Below are 17,919 nucleotides of genomic sequence, written 5' to 3' on the forward strand. Positions count from 1 at the left end.
GTACTATATAGACGATTAACTCTTAAACTACACCTAAATTAAATTCGAAAAAAAATTATTAAAATGGAAATATACTCTTTTAAATGAAGCCTCATATGCTGTAAAGCATTGGAAATGTGGTTCTCCACAGTTCTTTTAGAAATTTGCAATGTATCCGCAATTTCTGCATGTTTTAACCCCTCAAACCTACTCTTAATGAATACCTTTTTACATTTTTCTGGTAGAGAATTAATTGCTTGATTAATGCGTTCTTCAAGTTCTGATTCTATAATTGAAGAAGCTGCTTCATTTTCAATAAATTGACTTTGAATGGCAATTTTTTCTTTATAATAGTTATCAGAAAAGGTATTTCGTACTTTTCTATGCCTTAAAAAATCTAAACAAGCGTTTTTTGTAATTGTGTGAAGATAATTACTGATGTTTTTAACTTTCCCGAAGTTATCTTTCTTTTCCCAAACTTTTAAAAACACGTTTTGCACAACGCCTTCGGCATCCTCCACATTTCCAAGATATCCTTTAGAAATGTGCAAAAGCTTCCCATAATAAAGACGAAATAAGGCCTCATGAGCCAGTTCATCTCCTTTTACAAGCAAACAAGTGAATTTGTCTGATTCAATATGTAGATTATATCTTTTCAGAACTATATTTAGTTATTGTCTAGTTAGTTGAGACTACTAATATAGTTTTTTTTGGTATTAACAAATGAAAATTAACGGTTAAAAATACACAACAAATTACCTTTTCACTAGATTTTGAACAAAATTTACTATTAAATCGTTTTGCCTATTTAAAAATCTTACATCGCTTTAGAAAAAGACCTTTCCAATAAAAAACTTTTACCCAATTTTTTGGGCAATTAATAAATATTTAAATAAAATAAATAGAAAAAAATGATAACAGACAAAAAGGTTCCGAAAAAAAAGCCTAATATTATTAAGAAAAAGTGCACCAATTCAATATAAAACTTTAATCTATATCTTGATAATATCATCAAATCAATAACTACTATCTTTGATAATTACTTATCTTTTTAGTGTAAAATGACCACTTTTTATAACACCATCTGCAAAAACAACTTTAAACCAATAATCATCATTCGGAACCTGTTTTCCATTGAAAATTCCGTCCCAACTACTTTCAGACGAGATTAAACTCTTTAAAAGTTTTCCATATCTATCATATATATAAATGGAATAGTTTTTATTTGATTTTCCTTTTAATTTCCAAGTATCATTGACTCCATCGTCATTGGGCGTGAAAAATTTAGGATAATCTAAAATGGAAATCGTAGTTTCCAAAACTCCACACCCGTTAATTTCTTGAACATATATAGTATAATCACCACCAGCCAAATTATAAAACACATTATTTCTCTGAAAATTAAAACCATTTAAAGAAAACTCATATTCTAAATTAGAGTTAATTATAATTTGTATACTATTGTTACTACTAAACTCTTTTGTTTTTATTTCAAAATCAGGAATGGGAGTTACATTTGTTATGGTAACATCAACTTCTGAAGTATCTGAACCACAAACTCCATTGGCAACGATGTAGGTATAAATTCCCGCTACGTCAATTGAAGGGTCAAATACTCCTGTACCGCTTTTTAAGCTAGGAGACCATACACCTCCCGAATCTGGAGCACCGGCTAAACTGTCAAATAAACTAACCGGATCACTATTTACACAAATCTCTAATCTTCCATTTTCTCCTGCATTAGGCGTAGTATTAACGGTTACATTAACTTCTGAAGTATCTGAACCACAAACTCCATTAGTAACGGTATAGGTATAAATTCCTGCTGAATCAATTGAAGGATCAAATACTCCTGTACCACTTATTAAACTAGGCTCCCAAACGCCTCCTGCATCTGGAGCTCCAACTAAACTGTCAAACAAATTAACCGAATCACTATTTATACAAATCTCTAGTCTTCCGTTTTCCCCTGCATTTGGCATGGTATTAACGGTTACATTAACTTCTGAAGTATCTGAACCACAAACTCCATTAGTAACGGTGTAGGTATAATTTCCTGCAATATCTACTAAGGGATCAAAAACACCTGTTCCACTTGCTAAACTTGGAGCCCAGATACCCCCTAAATCTGGAGCACCTTCTAAACTATCATGTAAATTTACTGGACCATTATTTGTACAAATCTCTAAATTGCCATTTCCCCCTGCATTTGGTAAAGCTTCAATGGTTACTTCAACTTCTGCCGTATTTGAACCACAAACTCCATTCGTAACGGTATATGTATAAGTTCCTGCTATATCAATTAAAGGATCAAATATTCCTGTACCACTTGTTAAACTAGGCTCCCATACACCTCCTGCATCTGGAGCTCCTACTAAACTGTCAAATAAATTAACCGAGCCTTTATTTATACAAACCTCCAATCTTGTGTTTTCACCCGCATTTGGTATGATATCAACGGTTACATTAACTTCTGAAGTATCTGAACCACAAGCTCCATTAGTAACAGTATAAGTATAAACTCCTGCAACATCTACTGAGGGATCAAAAACACCTGTTCCGCTTGCTAAACTTGGAGTCCATACACCACCAGTATCTGGTTCTCCCATAAGACTATCGAACAAATTAATAGCATTACTGTTTATACAAATCTCTAAATTACCATTTTCCCCTGCACTCAGGCCATTGGCTTGTTGAAAATCATAAATACTATCAGAATTATTATCTATTGGAGTCGTATAACCATCTGGTTCACCAATAATTAAGCCATTAACATCAACGTTATCTGGCAAATTTCCTAATGTTCCATTTTGATCATTATCCATAAAACCTGCTTCTATAACATCAAAACATCCATCATTATCGCTATCTAAATCTTGATGATCAGGATAATTATCATTGTCAGAATCCCTATTGGGGTCACCATTTTGCTCAACAGTATCTAAAATACCATCATTGTCATCATCCAAATCATCATCATTTAAAATGCCATCTTTATCAAAATCTGGGATACATTCATCTCTAACTTCCTTTTCACTACTACATTTTGAAGGGTTGCCAGTTATTCTAACCATACCCGTTACACCATTAATGCTAAGTAAGTTACATATAGCTGAACAGTCGGTTAAAGAAGTGTTACCATCAATTATTAAAGCATAGTCATTTTCATATCCAGGCCCCGCTACCTTTGTTAGTGCTTCTAGCCCTGTCAAAGTTGTTAAAGAAGGATTACCGCTCAAACTAAATAATCCCCCAACAATTGAAAGTCGGTTAAACCCTAAAATATTTTCTAATGAATCATTGATATAAATCTGAACAACTCCATGAATATGATTTAAATTATTGAATCCGTTAATCGTAATCAGTTCATCATTATCACTTAAGATGAACCACCCCGATACTGTATTTAAACTACCGATAGATGTCAGTTTACTAAAACCTGATAGCTCGGTTAAAGCTGTTTTACTTATTTTAAACCCAGCACCAATTATTTCTAATGAATTAAATAACGGTATCATATTTAAATTAGGCGAATAGCTGTCATTATAGGTTGAAATATTGAAAAACCTTGTTACTTTTTTTAAATTAAGAAAACCTTTAATGGAGATTAGAGAATTACTACCTATGGATAAATCCCAACCTATAGTTTCCAATGCATCAAAGCCATCTATTGTCAATAAAGAATCATTGGACTCAATAACAAAATTTCCTTCTGTAACTGTATCTAAACCAACTTCTTTAAGAGAAATAAACTTTGATAAGTTTATTAATGAATTATTATCATTTATCATAAACCAAGCTCCTACTCTTGATAACTCAGCAAAACCAGAAATAGTTTCTAATAAATTATTTCCTGAAATTTGAAATTTTCCTTCAACAATTTCTAAAAGGTTGAATCCTTGAATTGTTTTCAATCCTCCGTTATTTGAGCTGATAGTAAAATCGCCAACTACTCTCTGAAGTTTATTCATTCCTTCAACAGTTTCAATTAAATGACTTTGGTCAATTTCAAAATCACCACCTATAAATTCTAAATTGCTAAAGTTTGCTACACTTGTGATTTCAGAATAATTAATTATTAAAGATCCTTCTATTCGTTTCAAAGCTGTTATCCCGGAAATATCGGTAGCATCCCCTACATATACAGTTCCATTTATAACTTCGCAAGTTCCATAATTTGCAATAAAATTTTCAACATCACTTTGACTATTTAAATAGACATCTCCACTAGGACATTGGGAATACAATAAATGGTTTAATAAAAAGAAAGAAAAAAGAATTAATACTCTAAACATATAAAAATATTCCTGGAAATTATAAGTAAATATATTAAATATTCATGTGATTATACCTACCAAATATTTAGTTTATCAAACCGTTATTCCTTCAAAAATTAATGAATTTAAAAAGTCTTTCCCCCTAAAGTTATAGTCAAAGAAATATTCAAAACATTTGCATGACTACTTAATACCTTAACAAGAAAACGTATTTTAAAAATATTGTTAAACGTATTTTTTAACACTTTTAATTGGGTAAATAGTCTTCAAAAAGGAAATAACAAATTGATTTCAGATTCCTTAAAACCAACAAAAAAAACACTGATAATCATATAATTAACAGTGTTTTAATTTTACCTGAATTAGGTTTGTCGGGACGACAGGATTTGAACCTGCGACCACACGGCCCCCAGCCGTGTACGCTAACCGGACTGCGCCACGTCCCGATTAAAAAATGGTTTTCAAAGAAAATACATTTTCGTAAAAAACAAAAGCCAAAGTTATTAAAACTTTGGCTTTATATAATTTCTATTAAACTTCTAGTTATAGGTTGAAGTAGATACTTCAAAAGTGGCATCTTTTGCCGCTAAATAACGTTCAGCATCCAAGGCAGCCATACATCCAGTACCCGCAGCTGTTACAGCTTGTCGGTAAACATGATCTGCAGCATCACCAGAAACAAACACACCTTCAACATTAGTTTTAGATGTTCCTGGCACATTGATTATGTAACCAGTTTCATCTAAATCTATGTAGTCTTTAAAAATATCAGTATTAGGTTTATGACCTATAGCAACGAAGAAACCTGTAGCAGGAATCTCATGTTTTTCTCCTGTTTTATTGTTAAAGACTCTAACACCAGTAACCACTTGTCCATCACCTATTACCTCATCAGTTTCTGTATTATGTAAAATCTCTATATTCTCAGTATTTCTTACTCGAGCTTCCATGATTTTAGACGCTCTAAATTCATCACGTCTTACAATCATTGTTACCTTTTTACATAATTTTGAAAGATAATGTGCTTCCTCACAAGCTGAATCTCCTGCTCCTACTATAACTACTTCTTGGTTTCTATAGAAGAAACCGTCACAGACAGCACAAGCGGAAACACCGCCTCCTAATTTTAAATATTTTTGTTCTGAGTCTAACCCTAAATACTTGGCAGACGCCCCTGTTGAAATAATAACAGTATCTGCATGTATTTCTTTAGTGTCATTAACCCAAACTTTGTGAACATCTCCAGAAAAATCAACCTTTGTTACCCAACCATCTCGAATATCTGCTTCGAAACGTTGTGCTTGGGCTTGTAACTGCATCATCATTTCCGGACCTGTAACACCTTCAGGATATCCTGGGAAATTTTCAACCTCATTCGTTGTTGTTAATTGTCCACCAGGTTGTGTACCTTGGTATAATACTGGTGCCATATTAGCTCTAGCAGCGTAAATAGCCGCAGTATAACCCGCAGGTCCAGAACCAATAATTAAACATTTAACTCTTTCTATTGTATCAGACATAATATTAACTAATTTTTACTTAAACAAAAGTAGAGTTTTTAGTCAAACCCTTACTCACAAGTTATCAACAGTTTTTATAAAAATATAAATTATAGTTATAAGCTTAAATTAATACCTCCTTGTGTTATATCTATTAGACGAAAATTTTACTAAAACCCCTCAAAAGTTAGTATTTATTTCATTGGATCCTTTTTAAACTGCACAACATCTTGAAAAACTTGCAGTCCGAAATATTATTTAAAAACCCACCTTTTTTTTGTAACTTGTTGTAAACCAAAAACCTCCCATTATGAAAAACAATATCTTTTTAATCTCTGCACTTCTGATTTTAATTTTTTCATGTAATAACACAGAAAAAAAGGACGCTATTTCAATGAACACTATTGAAGAAACGGCTCCCTCTCTTGTAGGGACTTGGGAAAGAACCAGTTATTATAACTATGTTGATGGCGCGGTTACAGACACATTCCATACGTCTCCAGAAAATAGGCACATTAAAGTTTTTACAGACTCTAAAGTAATGTGGTGTAGATTTATTCCTTCGGATTCGTCTGACTGGTTTGGCTACGGGAACTATAATGTAAAGGATAATATTCTAACGGAAATATTGGATTATGGTTCTAAAACTATGAGTGTTCATATTGCAAATGATAGTGCGTTTGTTTTTAATTTAACCTTAACTGATAATACATTTAGCCAAGTTAGAATTGATGATGAAGGTCACCCTGTATTTGCTGAAAACTACGTGAGATTAGAATAAATTCTCTTTGTTCATATATAGACTAAACTATTGAGCTGGGTAATTATCATCCCAGTTCTTTACGTTTGGTGCTCCCAATTTACCCAAAGACTTGGCTATTACTGTAGACACCGTTGCATCCCCTGTTACATTTACCGTAGTCCTACACATATCCAAAGGCCTATCAACAGCAAAAATTAAGGCTAGAGCAATGGGTAATAAATCTGAAGGAAAGCCAATAGCTTCTAAAACAATTACCAGCATAACCATACCTGCTCCAGGAACAGCGGCACTTCCTATTGAGGCTAATAATGCTGTTAGTATAATCATTAACTGGTTGCTAAACACCAAACCTTCTGGCCATAATACCTGCATAATAAATACGGCAGCAACGCCTTGATACAAACTTGTTCCGTCCATATTAATTGTTGCACCAACAGGTAATACAAAACTCGATATTTCTTTATCCACACCAACATGTTCCTCTACACGCTCCATAGTAACTGGTAATGCTGCCGCACTACTACTGGTTGAAAACGCTAATAGCTGTGCTGGACTAATTTTACTAATAAACCAGAATGGCGATTTTTTAGCATACACTGAAATTAAGACCATGTAGAAACATATCATTAAAAACAACCCTAACACAACCACTCCTGCATATTTTAAAAGGGCTAACAGAATATCCGGATCATCAGCCGAAACGACCACACTAGCCAAAAGCGCAAATACTGCATAAGGTGCAAAAAGCATTATGATATCTACCATTTTTAAGACCACTTCATTAAGTGAATCAAAAAAGTCCTTTAACGGTTTTGCCTTTTCTTCTGGTACCAATAACAAACATATACCTAGCAAAATAGCGAATACAATTACCTGTAGCATAAGCTTGTTATTACTCATCGCAAAAACTGCATTATCAGGTACCATATCTACCAAAAACTGCAAAGGGCCTGCTTCTTTTTGCGCTTGGGCATTAGTTAGTATTGTTTTTGCCTTATCACTTGAGGAGTACTTCTCCTTGAGCATGGTTACTGTTTCTTGAGTAATTCCTTCACCAGGCTTTAATGTGTTTACTAAACCTAAACCTATAGTTATAGCTATTACCGTTGTTAGAATGTAGATAACAATAGTTCTAAGTCCCATATTTTTAAACTTAGATATATCTTTTAAATCAGATATACCTTTAATAAGAGAAGCTAGAATTAATGGTACTGCAATAAGCTTTAAGAGTTTTACAAAGATCTTTCCTATTGGATCTACCCAATTCATAACAAAATCTTGCCCACTAATAGATGCCATTATAAAACCAAAAATAACACCTAACAACATTCCAATTAGTATTTTCCAATGTAATGCCAGCTTCTTCATATAAGTTTATATTTTAAATAAGATTATAAACATACGGAAATTGTTTTAACTAATTTTACTGATAGCCCTTTCATTTTGTAATTAATACTTTGCATAGGAAACAAAAAAGCAGGGTTACATTTGCGTATTATCAATTTCTGCAAAAGGCTTAGGAATTTCATTTTTATCATCTCCAATCATCTCTCTTATGTCTATCTCAATCCCTCTAGAAATTGTAGTTATAGGAACATCATTACTCATGCCTTCAAAAGGATTTTCAGATACATCTCCTACACGTTCCATTAGCATAAAAATCCAAGAAATAATGATACTAAATGGTATTGATAACCACACAAAAATCTCCGAAATTGTTTTAAAAAATAGGTTTGTATCACCTGGAGTTAAAAAAGATTGTCCAATTTCATCAAATTCATGCATTAGACCAAATGGTAACAGTAATACAAAAATCCAAACAAAAAATAAGTTTAGCGTTGCAAATTGTCTGGGGTAAGGAAAGTTCTTTATACGTTCTGCCTTACCTTGTAAGGTGAACAGTTCCTCAATCATATTTTTAAATTCAATATGTCTAAAGTCTTCAATTAGTCCATCTAATTTTAAGGCTTTGTAGTGCTTTGACTGTAAGTTTAAACAAGCTGCTTGTTTATTAGTCATACTTAATACATATTCTTTTTCAGAATCCGATAAGTAACCATCTAAAGCTTCGCTTAAGGTGTTCGCATATTCTTGAATTTCTATCTCTCTCATATGCTCTTTATCTGATTTATTGCTATAGGATGTCTCCCATGTTTTTTTTACCCTAAGCGCATATCTAAGTGATGTCATCCACGCTACATGGCGCATTATTATGGTCTTTTTAATTTGAAAAAATTCTTCCTCGGTGCGTTCCTTATGTGCATGCTCATTGGTGATAAAATCATTTACCATAGTAGCTAGTACACGAGAAGCGTTAACGATACCGCCATATATTTTACGCGCTTCCCATAATCTATCATATGATGCGTTATTTTTAAAACCATTAATGAAAGCTAAAGCTGTACCTACCAAACCAATAGGTAGCCATGGCAAATGCAGCCATTTACAGCCTAATAACTCGTAAAAAACAACTGGAACCGTGGCTATTAAGATGAACAAAAAGATATATCTTCTTGTCCATCTTAAAACTGTTTTTATTGGATAAATTTTTCTTGTATACATAGTTTAAATATTCTCACCCTGATTAATTGAATAGCTATTGAAAAATGCAATTTAGTTTAATTTTATTAGTTCTTCAAAGTTCAATTTTCAAAATAACCTACCAAGGATTAGTTGCCCATACGTCTTCTTTAGTAACAGGATTAGTCTCAATGGCACCATTAATGTAATGCAAGAAAGGCGTTTTCATATCTGGAAAATTACCTTTCATTGGCATTATGTTATTTCCGTGATTTCCCCAATAATATGTATTGATATTTAAATTTTCTAAAAGATATTTTTCCTCCTCCAGAATTTGTAATGGTGTTGCTTGAACAAACTCGCCACTTTCAACTTGTTTTGCCAATGGTGTTCCTGGTTGTATTGCTAATGCCATTGGTGCTATCTCCTCTGGTTGTAAAATATTTAATAAACTAACCGTGTTTTCTATATGTGCTTTGGAACGATACTTCCCTCCTAAACCAAAAATAAAAGAAGCTAAAACCTTTATTCCTGCAGCTTTGGCTTTTGCCGCTCCTTCAATTGCCTGTTGTGGCGTCATGTGTGTTGTAGTATCTTCCAATACCTTAGCATCACCCGATTCTAAACCAACATAGGCTTTGGTTAGTCCAGCTGCTTTTATTGCTTTAAGTTCATTAACTGTTTTTCTTCTGAAGTCGTTATACTGACTATATAGCGCAATATTCTTTACTTCTGGGAATAGTTCTTTTATTTTCTCTATGGTTTTTATAATATGATCTGCCTTAAGCACCATTACATTGCCATCTATTAAAAAGAAATCTGTAACGAGAGGATATCGCCTTCTAGCTTCTTCTATATCTGCATAAATATCTTCTAGTTTTCTTCTTTTGAATTGCGGTTTGTCCCGATACATATCGCAAAATGAACACTCATTGTTTGAACATCCTATGGTTACCTGGATTAGAAGGCTACTTGCTTCCATCCATGGTCTGTATAATTTCCCAACGTATCTCATTGTCTTACTTTTTAATATTACACTACAAATTTACTTTTGACGCTCCTATTTATTCTTGTAAGAACTTAATAGGTTTTAGTAAAAATTGAAGTTACAAGGACACCGAAAAGATCGTAGTTTAAAACTGATCTTAACTGGCATATGCGTTAGGGATTGTAGCATTTGTTTGAGCTCTCCCGATTACATCGGGAAGCGAGTGCGGAAAGCCCGACCCGTAGGGTAACGCCCTAATTCTAAAAACAAAAAAACGGATACTCAAAATTTGAGAGTACCCGTTCTTACCATTAATCAAATTAGTCACTAATTAATCTCTTTGAATTTCTTGCAAGTCTATTAACATGTTTTCCCAATTCTTTTGATTATCATGATCAAACTGCGCTCCATTTTCATCTGCAATTGTAAAGCGTTTAATAGCAGGTGTTTTACTTGTTGCTTGATATAATTGATATGCTTCTTCTTTTAATGCATCTGCAATAGGTAAATCTATTGATGCGTAAACTGCACGCTTACAAGCTTCAATTGATTCTGCTGGAAATTTTGAAATTCTTTCTGCTAGAGCGTCTACATAAGGACCTATCTCATCTGCATCTAAGGCTTTATTTATGGTGCCAAATTTTTCTGCTTCATCTGCATCCCAATCTCTTGCTCCTAATATAATCTCTAAAGCCTTTCCTAAACCTGCTTGTCTTGCCATACGAGATGCTCCACCCCCACATGGTAAGATTCCCATACCTACTTCCATTTGCATAAATTTAGCTTTTCCTCTTGCTGCAAATCGCATATCTAAAGCTAAGGCCATTTCATGACCACCTCCACGGGCAAATCCTTCAATTTTTGCTATTGTTGCTTGTGGTACATTGCTTAGTCTTTCTAAAACCGCTTGTAAATCTAATAGCTTAACCTCATTTCTTGGCACTGCCTCCTCAGACATATCTCTTAGTAAGTTGGTATCATAATGACATACCCAATATCCAGGATTAGATGATTGGAACACTACTACTTTTACACTTCTGTCTCTTTCTAATCTTAAGCAAAGGCTGCTTAAATCTGCTAACATTTCTTGTCCTTGAACATTAACCGGCCCAAAGTTGATATCTACAGTTAGGATACCTCCTTTTTGTTCTGCTGTAAACGTTTGAAAATTTTTGTAATCCATAATATAGTTGTTTTAAATAATAATTCCTGCGAAGGTGTGTTGCTTAATTTTACCGTTTTCTATGATGTAAGTATCTGTTGCTAATTGAACATTGATGTGTTCATTCTTTCCATGCCAAACAAAATAGACCACGTTATCATTGGTTTCTTGCTTGGTTGTTTTAAAATTGAAGTCTTTAAAATTGGGAAGAAAGTCCCTGTAGAAATCGAAAATTTCATCAATTCCTTTATACGTTCTATCTGGGGTTATAAATAGGGCATCGTGTGTATAATCTTCTGCTACTTTTGCGGGATCTAATGTATCTACCGCTTTCATATGACTCTCAAAAACGTCTTGTGGATTTCTCATTGTAACGATTAATTAAAATTTTACAATGCAAATCTACCGCAGGAGTCCACCCTTAATTTAGTAAGATTTTAGGCGATTTTAGTAAAAAACAACGTTTAGGATTATTATCAAATATTTTTTTGATTTTGTCGGTAAGCACTAGGCGTAATACCTTTATAGGAAAGAAAGGTTTTATCTAAATGACTACTATCTGTAAACCCTAATTCTGAGGCTATTTCAGAATAGGTCAAGTCCGTATATTTTAGTCGCGTTTCCGCTAATTTTATTTTGTAATTTAAAATGTACTTTTTTAAGCTTAAACCCATTTGCTTTTTAAAATACTGACTAATATAATTCTCTGAAATATTAAACTCATCGGCTAAAGCGGCATTCGAAATTTTGTTAGCATCATGAATGTAATAATGAATGTATCTAACAATTTCCTGAATTTTTGATGAGCCCGTTTTTAAAAACTCATAATCTACATTTCTAGACACAATGTATAACACGGAATGTAGTGTATTTCGAAGTATTACTTCATTTCTTAATGTTTGATCATTATACTCATTACATAATACTTTAAATAGGGATAACAAACTACTTTTCTCGGTCTCTGAACGCAATTTAAGATTGGTAGCTCTATTGGCTCCATGTAAAATAGTTTCTATTTTCTTAAACCACTCTTTTAATTGCGATTGATTGTTATCTCCGGAAAAATTATTAAAAAAGTTGTACAGAAATTTTACAGCCGAAACAGTTGTTTCTTCTTCAATCTCAAAGTTATATTCATCATTAGGAATAAATACAAATAATTGACTCTTTTCATAAGGAACATTATGGCCATTTATTTTAAGAACACCTTTACCTTCCTGTATTTGTAAAATTTCAAAAAAACGAATTGGAGTATACTGACAAAACTCTAGAAAGCTTGTCTTTTCAAAGTGTTGAATTACTATATTTTCAAAAATTGTTCTAGGCATTCTGTAATACGATTCTATTCTCCTATTACAAATATACTACTTAGAGGCTTAAAGAATAAAAGGGTGCTTAAAACAATAAACACCCCTTTAATTCACCAAACTTAAACTACAATATTAACTTATATCTGGAATCACAAAACATTTTATTAATACTATGTTATACTCAAGATTAGGACAGTCAATTAAACTCCTGTTTTAAATCTATTTACGAACATTGAGTTATTAAATTTTAACTTTTCATTTTTGTCCCATAAGCCCCAGTAGGCACCAACGGATCCTTCTGCACCAACTTTCCATGATTCATCAAAAGATGAAAAATAAAATAGATCAATATTATCTTCCTCAGACCATAATTGAGTATTTATAAAATACTTCATAGCATTCTCGGATGAAGGGAAGGCTCCATTTAATCCTTCGCCTTCACTAGGCCAACCTGTTTCGGTTATGATTACTTTTTTTCCGTTACCCGCTTTTAGAGCCTTATTATACATGTCTTTCATATAAATTAGGGCGTACTCAATACTGCAGCCTTCCCAATAAGGGTAACAATTAGCTAATATAACATCACAGGCCTCCGTAATTTTTGGCCTTAACGTAAATTCATAATAAGCATCTACATATCCAACGGGAATATCTGTTATGGTATTTTTAACATCATAAATAAAGGTTAGCAATTCTTCTTCTGATAAATCACCTCTATACATAACTTCGTTACCAACAGCTGCAATATCAATTACACCTTGCTTTGCTAAGGCCTTAAGCCCCTCTATTTCTTTAGTATTTACTTCTGGTTCATCTCCTAACCACGCCCCCACTAAGGTTTTCATTCCCATTTCTTTAGCTATAATAGGAATAAGTTCATTTCCTTCGGTACAAGAAAAAGAACGCACCCATTTTGTGTAGGGTTTAATAAGTTTTAGTCGCCTTCTAATTTGCTTTTCAGACAGCTGATCTCCTGGTTCCTGTCCTTCTTCATAAGGACTAAAACACAGTCCGTGCATGCCATTTTTTAAAACTCTTTTAAAGTAATTTCGTAGCCCTTTAGGTGTTTTATTATCTAGATTAACCCCAGATAAGGACATAATTTTATCTACTCTATATGACATAACTTACTTTCTATTAAAATTAATTATTTACAATTCACCTCTCCTTTTTACCAGTTCTGCTTTTATTTCGAGAGCACGTTTTTCTGTTAACGTGTATTTCCACATAACCCAAATGGCTAATCCGGCTGTTAAAACGGGCAAAGCAATATCTGTTATCCGCATCCCCATAATAGCTTCTGGTGTTTGTGTACTTGCGTCAGACACATAGCCTAATCCTTTTAAAATAAACCCAGATGTAACTAGAGCAATTCCCTGCCCTACTTTGATCATCCACCAATAAATAGCTCCAAAGGTTCCTTCTTTACGAGGCATTCCATTTTCTAACTCATCTAGGTCACAAACATCTGCCGTCATACTCATCATTAAGGTAAATAAGCACCCCATACCAAAGGCCATTAGTGGTATTGGTAAGAAAATCATATAATAGTTATCTGGATCAAATCCCCACCATTTTAAAATATACCCGATAATTGAGATAAAAGTTGCATAAATAAAGGCTTTACGCTTACCATATTTATTAGCCATCCAATTTATTATTGGTATTGCAATAAATGCCGTAAATGCTGCGGTAACAGCTGGAAATAATGTCATCCACAAACCAGCTTCGCCAAAGTTTCCATTAAACAAATAAAAGGCAATAATAAACAGACCAAACTCTGCTACAATTTGATACCCATTAAACACTAAAAAGGTGGCCAAACATAGTTTAACAAAAGGCTTATTTTTTAGCACCAATTTTATGCCGTTAAAAATTTTGCCCATGCTTTTAAAAATACTTTTAAATGTAATATCTTCTCTACCTTCCATTTTACTAGCATCAATTCCCCTACAAAAGAAAGATGGTAAAATTCCTAGTATAATAATGACACCGCCCGATATTAATGCAATTGTTCTAACCGCAGCCGGTGTGTCACTAAATAATTCTTTATTAGGTAAAAGCAGATATAAAAATGGCACTAACATCCATGCTATTTGACCTATGGTATTTGCGAAACTCATTAAGCGTGTACGCTCTTTATAATCTGAAGTCATTTCATAACCAAGAGCAATTAGCGGTGTAGAAAAAATAGTATTTCCAAAAATGAGTAATATTGAAAACACGAGTAAATACCAGAAATTAAACATTTCGGTGTTATTCTCATCTATCTGCCAAAGTATTGCAAATATAATTCCTGTGAATATAGCTCCTATAAATATATATGGCCGTCTTCTTCCATATTTCGAACTTGTATTATCTGATATATATCCCATAACAGGATCTGTAATAGCATCAAAAAGCCTTGGTATTCCAACAATTAATCCAGCTAGAGCAGGATCCATTCCAAACGCCTCAGTTTTAAGTATAAAAACAAAAACCCCTAACAGGCCAGGAATTAGATTATTAATTAAATGTCCTGCTCCAAAAGCGGCTTTTTGGCCAATTGGAACTCTATCTTTTGAGATTGTTTTAGCATTTGACATGTTTTAATTAGTTTAGTTAGTTCAACATCATTTCTTTGGAATTACAATAGTTTGAATTGCTTGGGCTTCAATAGTAAATTCCGTTATTTTATCATACAGTAATAGGCTAATACTTTTTGGGGTTTCAAATTCATTAAATAGTACTACCGCTATAGATTCATCTGGGTTTTGAACAGCTGTTGCCATTAATCTTTCATCAGAATTTTCTAATGCTATAACTTTTGCTCCAGGCCTTATATATTTACTAAAATGGGCCATGGTGTAGAATATTGGTGTAAAGTATACTTCATCTGCATCTGGATCTACAATAACAGGTGCTACACACCAGTTCTCAAACCAGTTTGGCCCACCTTGTCTATCTAATACCATATTCCAATCTACCCAGCCATCTACCCAATTGTTTAAACAGCCAATAATGTCTCTGGCATAACGATTTACTGGTGCGTATTTTGGGTGTAAATATTTCTCTTCTTCAGAGGCCCAGTCCCAACCCCAATCGGTTGCTTCCTTTTTCCAATACCAGGCATCATCTTGCCAGTGTGGCACCTCAGAATCTACGCATCCTTCAGTTTCTATTAAATACTTATTAGGCGCTTTTTTATGAGCATATTGAAGTGCCTCAGGAAAATAATCATAAGTACTCTCATACCAATGAATAGCGGTACCATGAAAATACTTAGATGATGCTTCATCCCGATACATTTCATCTACCCATTCTTTTAGGCCAGCTCTGTTTTGATCGTACCCTAAAATAACTTTATCTCCATAACCATCTGCTTCTAGCTTTGGGCCTAAATAAAACTGGACAAAATCGGTCATTTCTTTAGGTGTAAAATGCATACTTTCCCAATTATTACCATTACCATGTGGTTCGTTTTCCACGGTAAACCCCCAAATATCAATTCCTTCCGCCTTATAGGCATCTAAATATTTTGAAAAAAACAGGGCCCAAGTATCATAATATTTAGGCAATAGTTTACCACCAACCCAACTGTTGTTATCTTTCATCCATGGGGCTGCAGACCATGGTGAGGCAAATATTTTAAAGCCGTCTTCAGATGCCAACAAAGCATCTTTAATCATAGGAATTAAATCGTCCTTATCTTCTTCAATTGTAAAATACTCTAGAAACTTATCATTTTCAACAGGGGTATAAGAGTAATTACTCAGAGAAAAATCACATGAATTCATATGTGTTCTTGTCAATGAATATCTAGCGCCTTCTTTTGAGAAATAAGCATTTAAGATGAGCTTTCTATTAGCCTTACTTAATTTATTTAACAGATAGGCCGAAGATTCCGTAAACGCACCACCAAACCCCGTAATGGTTTGAAATGATATTTCTGGGTTTAGTTTTAGTGTTACTAAACTATCTACCTTTTGAAATTCAGTAACCTCTGTAAGCTTATTTCCTTTTGCAGACGTTTCATAAATACTGACTTCCATTCGTATTTTACCAGATGTTTTAGTGTCATTACAACTCATAAGCATTAAAAAGAGGCAGATACTATGTATACTTAGTAATCTCATTGTTTTAACGTTTCAGCTTTTAAAATTTCACCAGTATTATCTTAATGTGATACACTTATTTCTTTGTGTGGAGGCACCAATACTTCTTCCATCAACATTTTTTTATTCCCGCTGTATGTTTTGGTAATTGGCTTTCCATCTCTGGTTAACCCTTTAAATACACCTTTGTCCACTAAATCCCATAAAGCATATTTAGCTTGCCCATTAAGATTTATTAGTCCAAAATGATTTTCAGAACCGAATGCATTTGCAGCATCTTTCCATTGTTCATCAAAGGCTTCAAAATAGAAACACGATATTCCTGCTTTATTGGTCCATGCGCGCATTAACTCATGATATCTTCCAGATTTATATTCATCTGTGGCTCTAGAACCTTCTTTTCCGTAATGTCCGTTAGAAACCGTAGACCATCCTGTTTCACCAATGTGTATAGGTTTTTTAATACCCAATTGGGTCATGTAATTAGTTACACTATCATATTGCTTTTGAGAAAACAAGAGGGCACGTTGCATAGCTGCTTCTATTTTAACCGAATCTTGTAAATTTTGTTCTTCTTCTGGAACATGCCAGAATTGAGGATTGTAATGAGAATTGTGCATAGGGTATGTATGCATAGAGATATAATCTACGGCCTTAATTAACTTATTTAGATCCTCGGTATGATAACTGGTATCACCACCTCCCCATGATGAAAAATCATCTGAGCTTGTTATCCAAAGATCTTTTGATAATTCTCCCTTGGTTTTTAATTCTTGTAAATGGTTTACCCATTTTAAAATAACCCGAGGTCTCACAAAATAACTTGTCGCCCAGTTTACCATGGCTTCATTTCCAACAGCTATTATTTTAACAATATCGGGATAGGCTTTTGCCAAGGCTACAGCACGGTCTATTTCCTCTGCATTTTGTTCGCTCTCAATTTCATGATCAGGTTCCAAGTCTGTCCATGCATTTTTACAATCAATCCATGCACCTAACATTACATACATTTCAAAAGATGGATCTTCTGTTTTTAACTCTCTAATTGCTTTTAACAAATTGGGCGCTTGCTGCAACTGTACATTATAGGTGCGCAATATTTTAATACCCATGGCTGATAAGATTTTCATATCATCTTTTAACTCACTGATTGTTGGTTGAATATCACGTGATTTTTGACGATAACCACCATAGGAAATGGCCAAATAGTCTGGGTTTCCTAAAATATCTGCCGCTGTTAATTCTTTCTCAGCTTTTGGTTTTTCGTTACATCCTAGCATTAGTAGTACAATTGAGAGTATTATGAATTTTATTTGTTTTAACATGT

14 protein-coding genes and 1 tRNA gene are annotated in these 17,919 nt (G+C 33.6%); 1 reads left to right on the plus strand and 14 read right to left on the minus strand.

What is annotated here, in order from left to right:
• Positions 1 to 38 precede the first annotated feature (38 nt).
• The 4 genes from FUA24_RS06595 to trxB form a co-directional block, all read right to left on the minus strand.
• Positions 39 to 593, minus strand: coding sequence for an RNA polymerase sigma-70 factor (locus FUA24_RS06595; protein WP_246146971.1), 555 nt, complete (start codon positions 591 to 593; stop codon positions 39 to 41).
• Positions 594 to 1,022: 429 nt separating this feature from the next.
• The gene (locus FUA24_RS06600) at positions 1,023 to 4,274 is read right to left on the minus strand and encodes a T9SS type B sorting domain-containing protein (protein WP_148540787.1); all 3,252 of its coding nucleotides are present in this window, start codon (positions 4,272 to 4,274) and stop codon (positions 1,023 to 1,025) included.
• A gap of 353 nt (positions 4,275 to 4,627) precedes the next feature.
• Positions 4,628 to 4,702: transfer RNA gene (locus FUA24_RS06605), tRNA-Pro, on the minus strand.
• A 93-nt stretch (positions 4,703 to 4,795) separates the two neighbouring features.
• Entirely contained in the window at positions 4,796 to 5,776 is a 981-nt protein-coding gene (trxB, locus tag FUA24_RS06610) for a thioredoxin-disulfide reductase (protein WP_148540789.1), read from the minus strand.
• A gap of 289 nt (positions 5,777 to 6,065) precedes the next feature.
• Here trxB and FUA24_RS06615 point away from each other — a divergent pair, with 289 nt between their 5' ends.
• Positions 6,066 to 6,536 carry a hypothetical protein gene (locus FUA24_RS06615; RefSeq protein WP_148540791.1) on the plus strand — a complete coding sequence of 157 codons (471 nt, stop codon included), beginning with the start codon at positions 6,066 to 6,068 and terminating at the stop codon, positions 6,534 to 6,536.
• A 27-nt stretch (positions 6,537 to 6,563) separates the two neighbouring features.
• On the opposite strand, the gene FUA24_RS06620 is transcribed toward FUA24_RS06615, so the two are convergent.
• From FUA24_RS06620 to FUA24_RS06665, 10 genes are all read right to left on the minus strand, one after another.
• A complete protein-coding gene (locus FUA24_RS06620; RefSeq protein ID WP_148540793.1) occupies positions 6,564 to 7,886 on the minus strand; it encodes a dicarboxylate/amino acid:cation symporter in 1,323 nt (440 codons plus the stop codon).
• Positions 7,887 to 8,000: 114 nt separating this feature from the next.
• Positions 8,001 to 9,080 carry a bestrophin family protein gene (locus tag FUA24_RS06625; protein ID WP_148540794.1) on the minus strand — a complete coding sequence of 360 codons (1,080 nt, stop codon included), beginning with the start codon at positions 9,078 to 9,080 and terminating at the stop codon, positions 8,001 to 8,003.
• Between the two features lie 97 nt (positions 9,081 to 9,177).
• Positions 9,178 to 10,053, minus strand: coding sequence for a radical SAM protein (locus FUA24_RS06630; protein WP_148540796.1), 876 nt, complete (start codon positions 10,051 to 10,053; stop codon positions 9,178 to 9,180).
• 304 nt (positions 10,054 to 10,357) lie between these two features.
• A complete protein-coding gene (locus FUA24_RS06635; RefSeq protein WP_148540798.1) occupies positions 10,358 to 11,209 on the minus strand; it encodes an enoyl-CoA hydratase/isomerase family protein in 852 nt (283 codons plus the stop codon).
• A gap of 12 nt (positions 11,210 to 11,221) precedes the next feature.
• Complete coding sequence (locus FUA24_RS06640; protein WP_148540800.1) at positions 11,222 to 11,557, minus strand: nuclear transport factor 2 family protein; 336 nt, start codon at positions 11,555 to 11,557, stop codon at positions 11,222 to 11,224.
• A 107-nt stretch (positions 11,558 to 11,664) separates the two neighbouring features.
• The gene (locus tag FUA24_RS06645) at positions 11,665 to 12,516 is read right to left on the minus strand and encodes a helix-turn-helix domain-containing protein (RefSeq protein ID WP_148540802.1); all 852 of its coding nucleotides are present in this window, start codon (positions 12,514 to 12,516) and stop codon (positions 11,665 to 11,667) included.
• Positions 12,517 to 12,698: 182 nt separating this feature from the next.
• A complete protein-coding gene (locus FUA24_RS25705) occupies positions 12,699 to 13,622 on the minus strand; it encodes a glycoside hydrolase family 17 protein (RefSeq protein WP_148540804.1) in 924 nt (307 codons plus the stop codon).
• Positions 13,623 to 13,649: 27 nt separating this feature from the next.
• Positions 13,650 to 15,083: an MFS transporter gene (locus FUA24_RS25710; RefSeq protein WP_148540806.1), complete on the minus strand. Its 1,434-nt coding sequence runs from the start codon at positions 15,081 to 15,083 to the stop codon at positions 13,650 to 13,652.
• A 27-nt stretch (positions 15,084 to 15,110) separates the two neighbouring features.
• Positions 15,111 to 16,568 (minus strand): glycoside hydrolase family 30 protein, encoded by a 1,458-nt coding sequence (locus FUA24_RS06660; protein WP_394344192.1) that lies wholly within the window; start codon positions 16,566 to 16,568, stop codon positions 15,111 to 15,113.
• 86 nt (positions 16,569 to 16,654) lie between these two features.
• Positions 16,655 to 17,917, minus strand: coding sequence for a glycosyl hydrolase family 17 protein (locus FUA24_RS06665; RefSeq protein ID WP_148540810.1), 1,263 nt, complete (start codon positions 17,915 to 17,917; stop codon positions 16,655 to 16,657).
• Positions 17,918 to 17,919: the final 2 nt, after the last annotated feature.

The organism is Seonamhaeicola marinus (assembly GCF_008085455.1).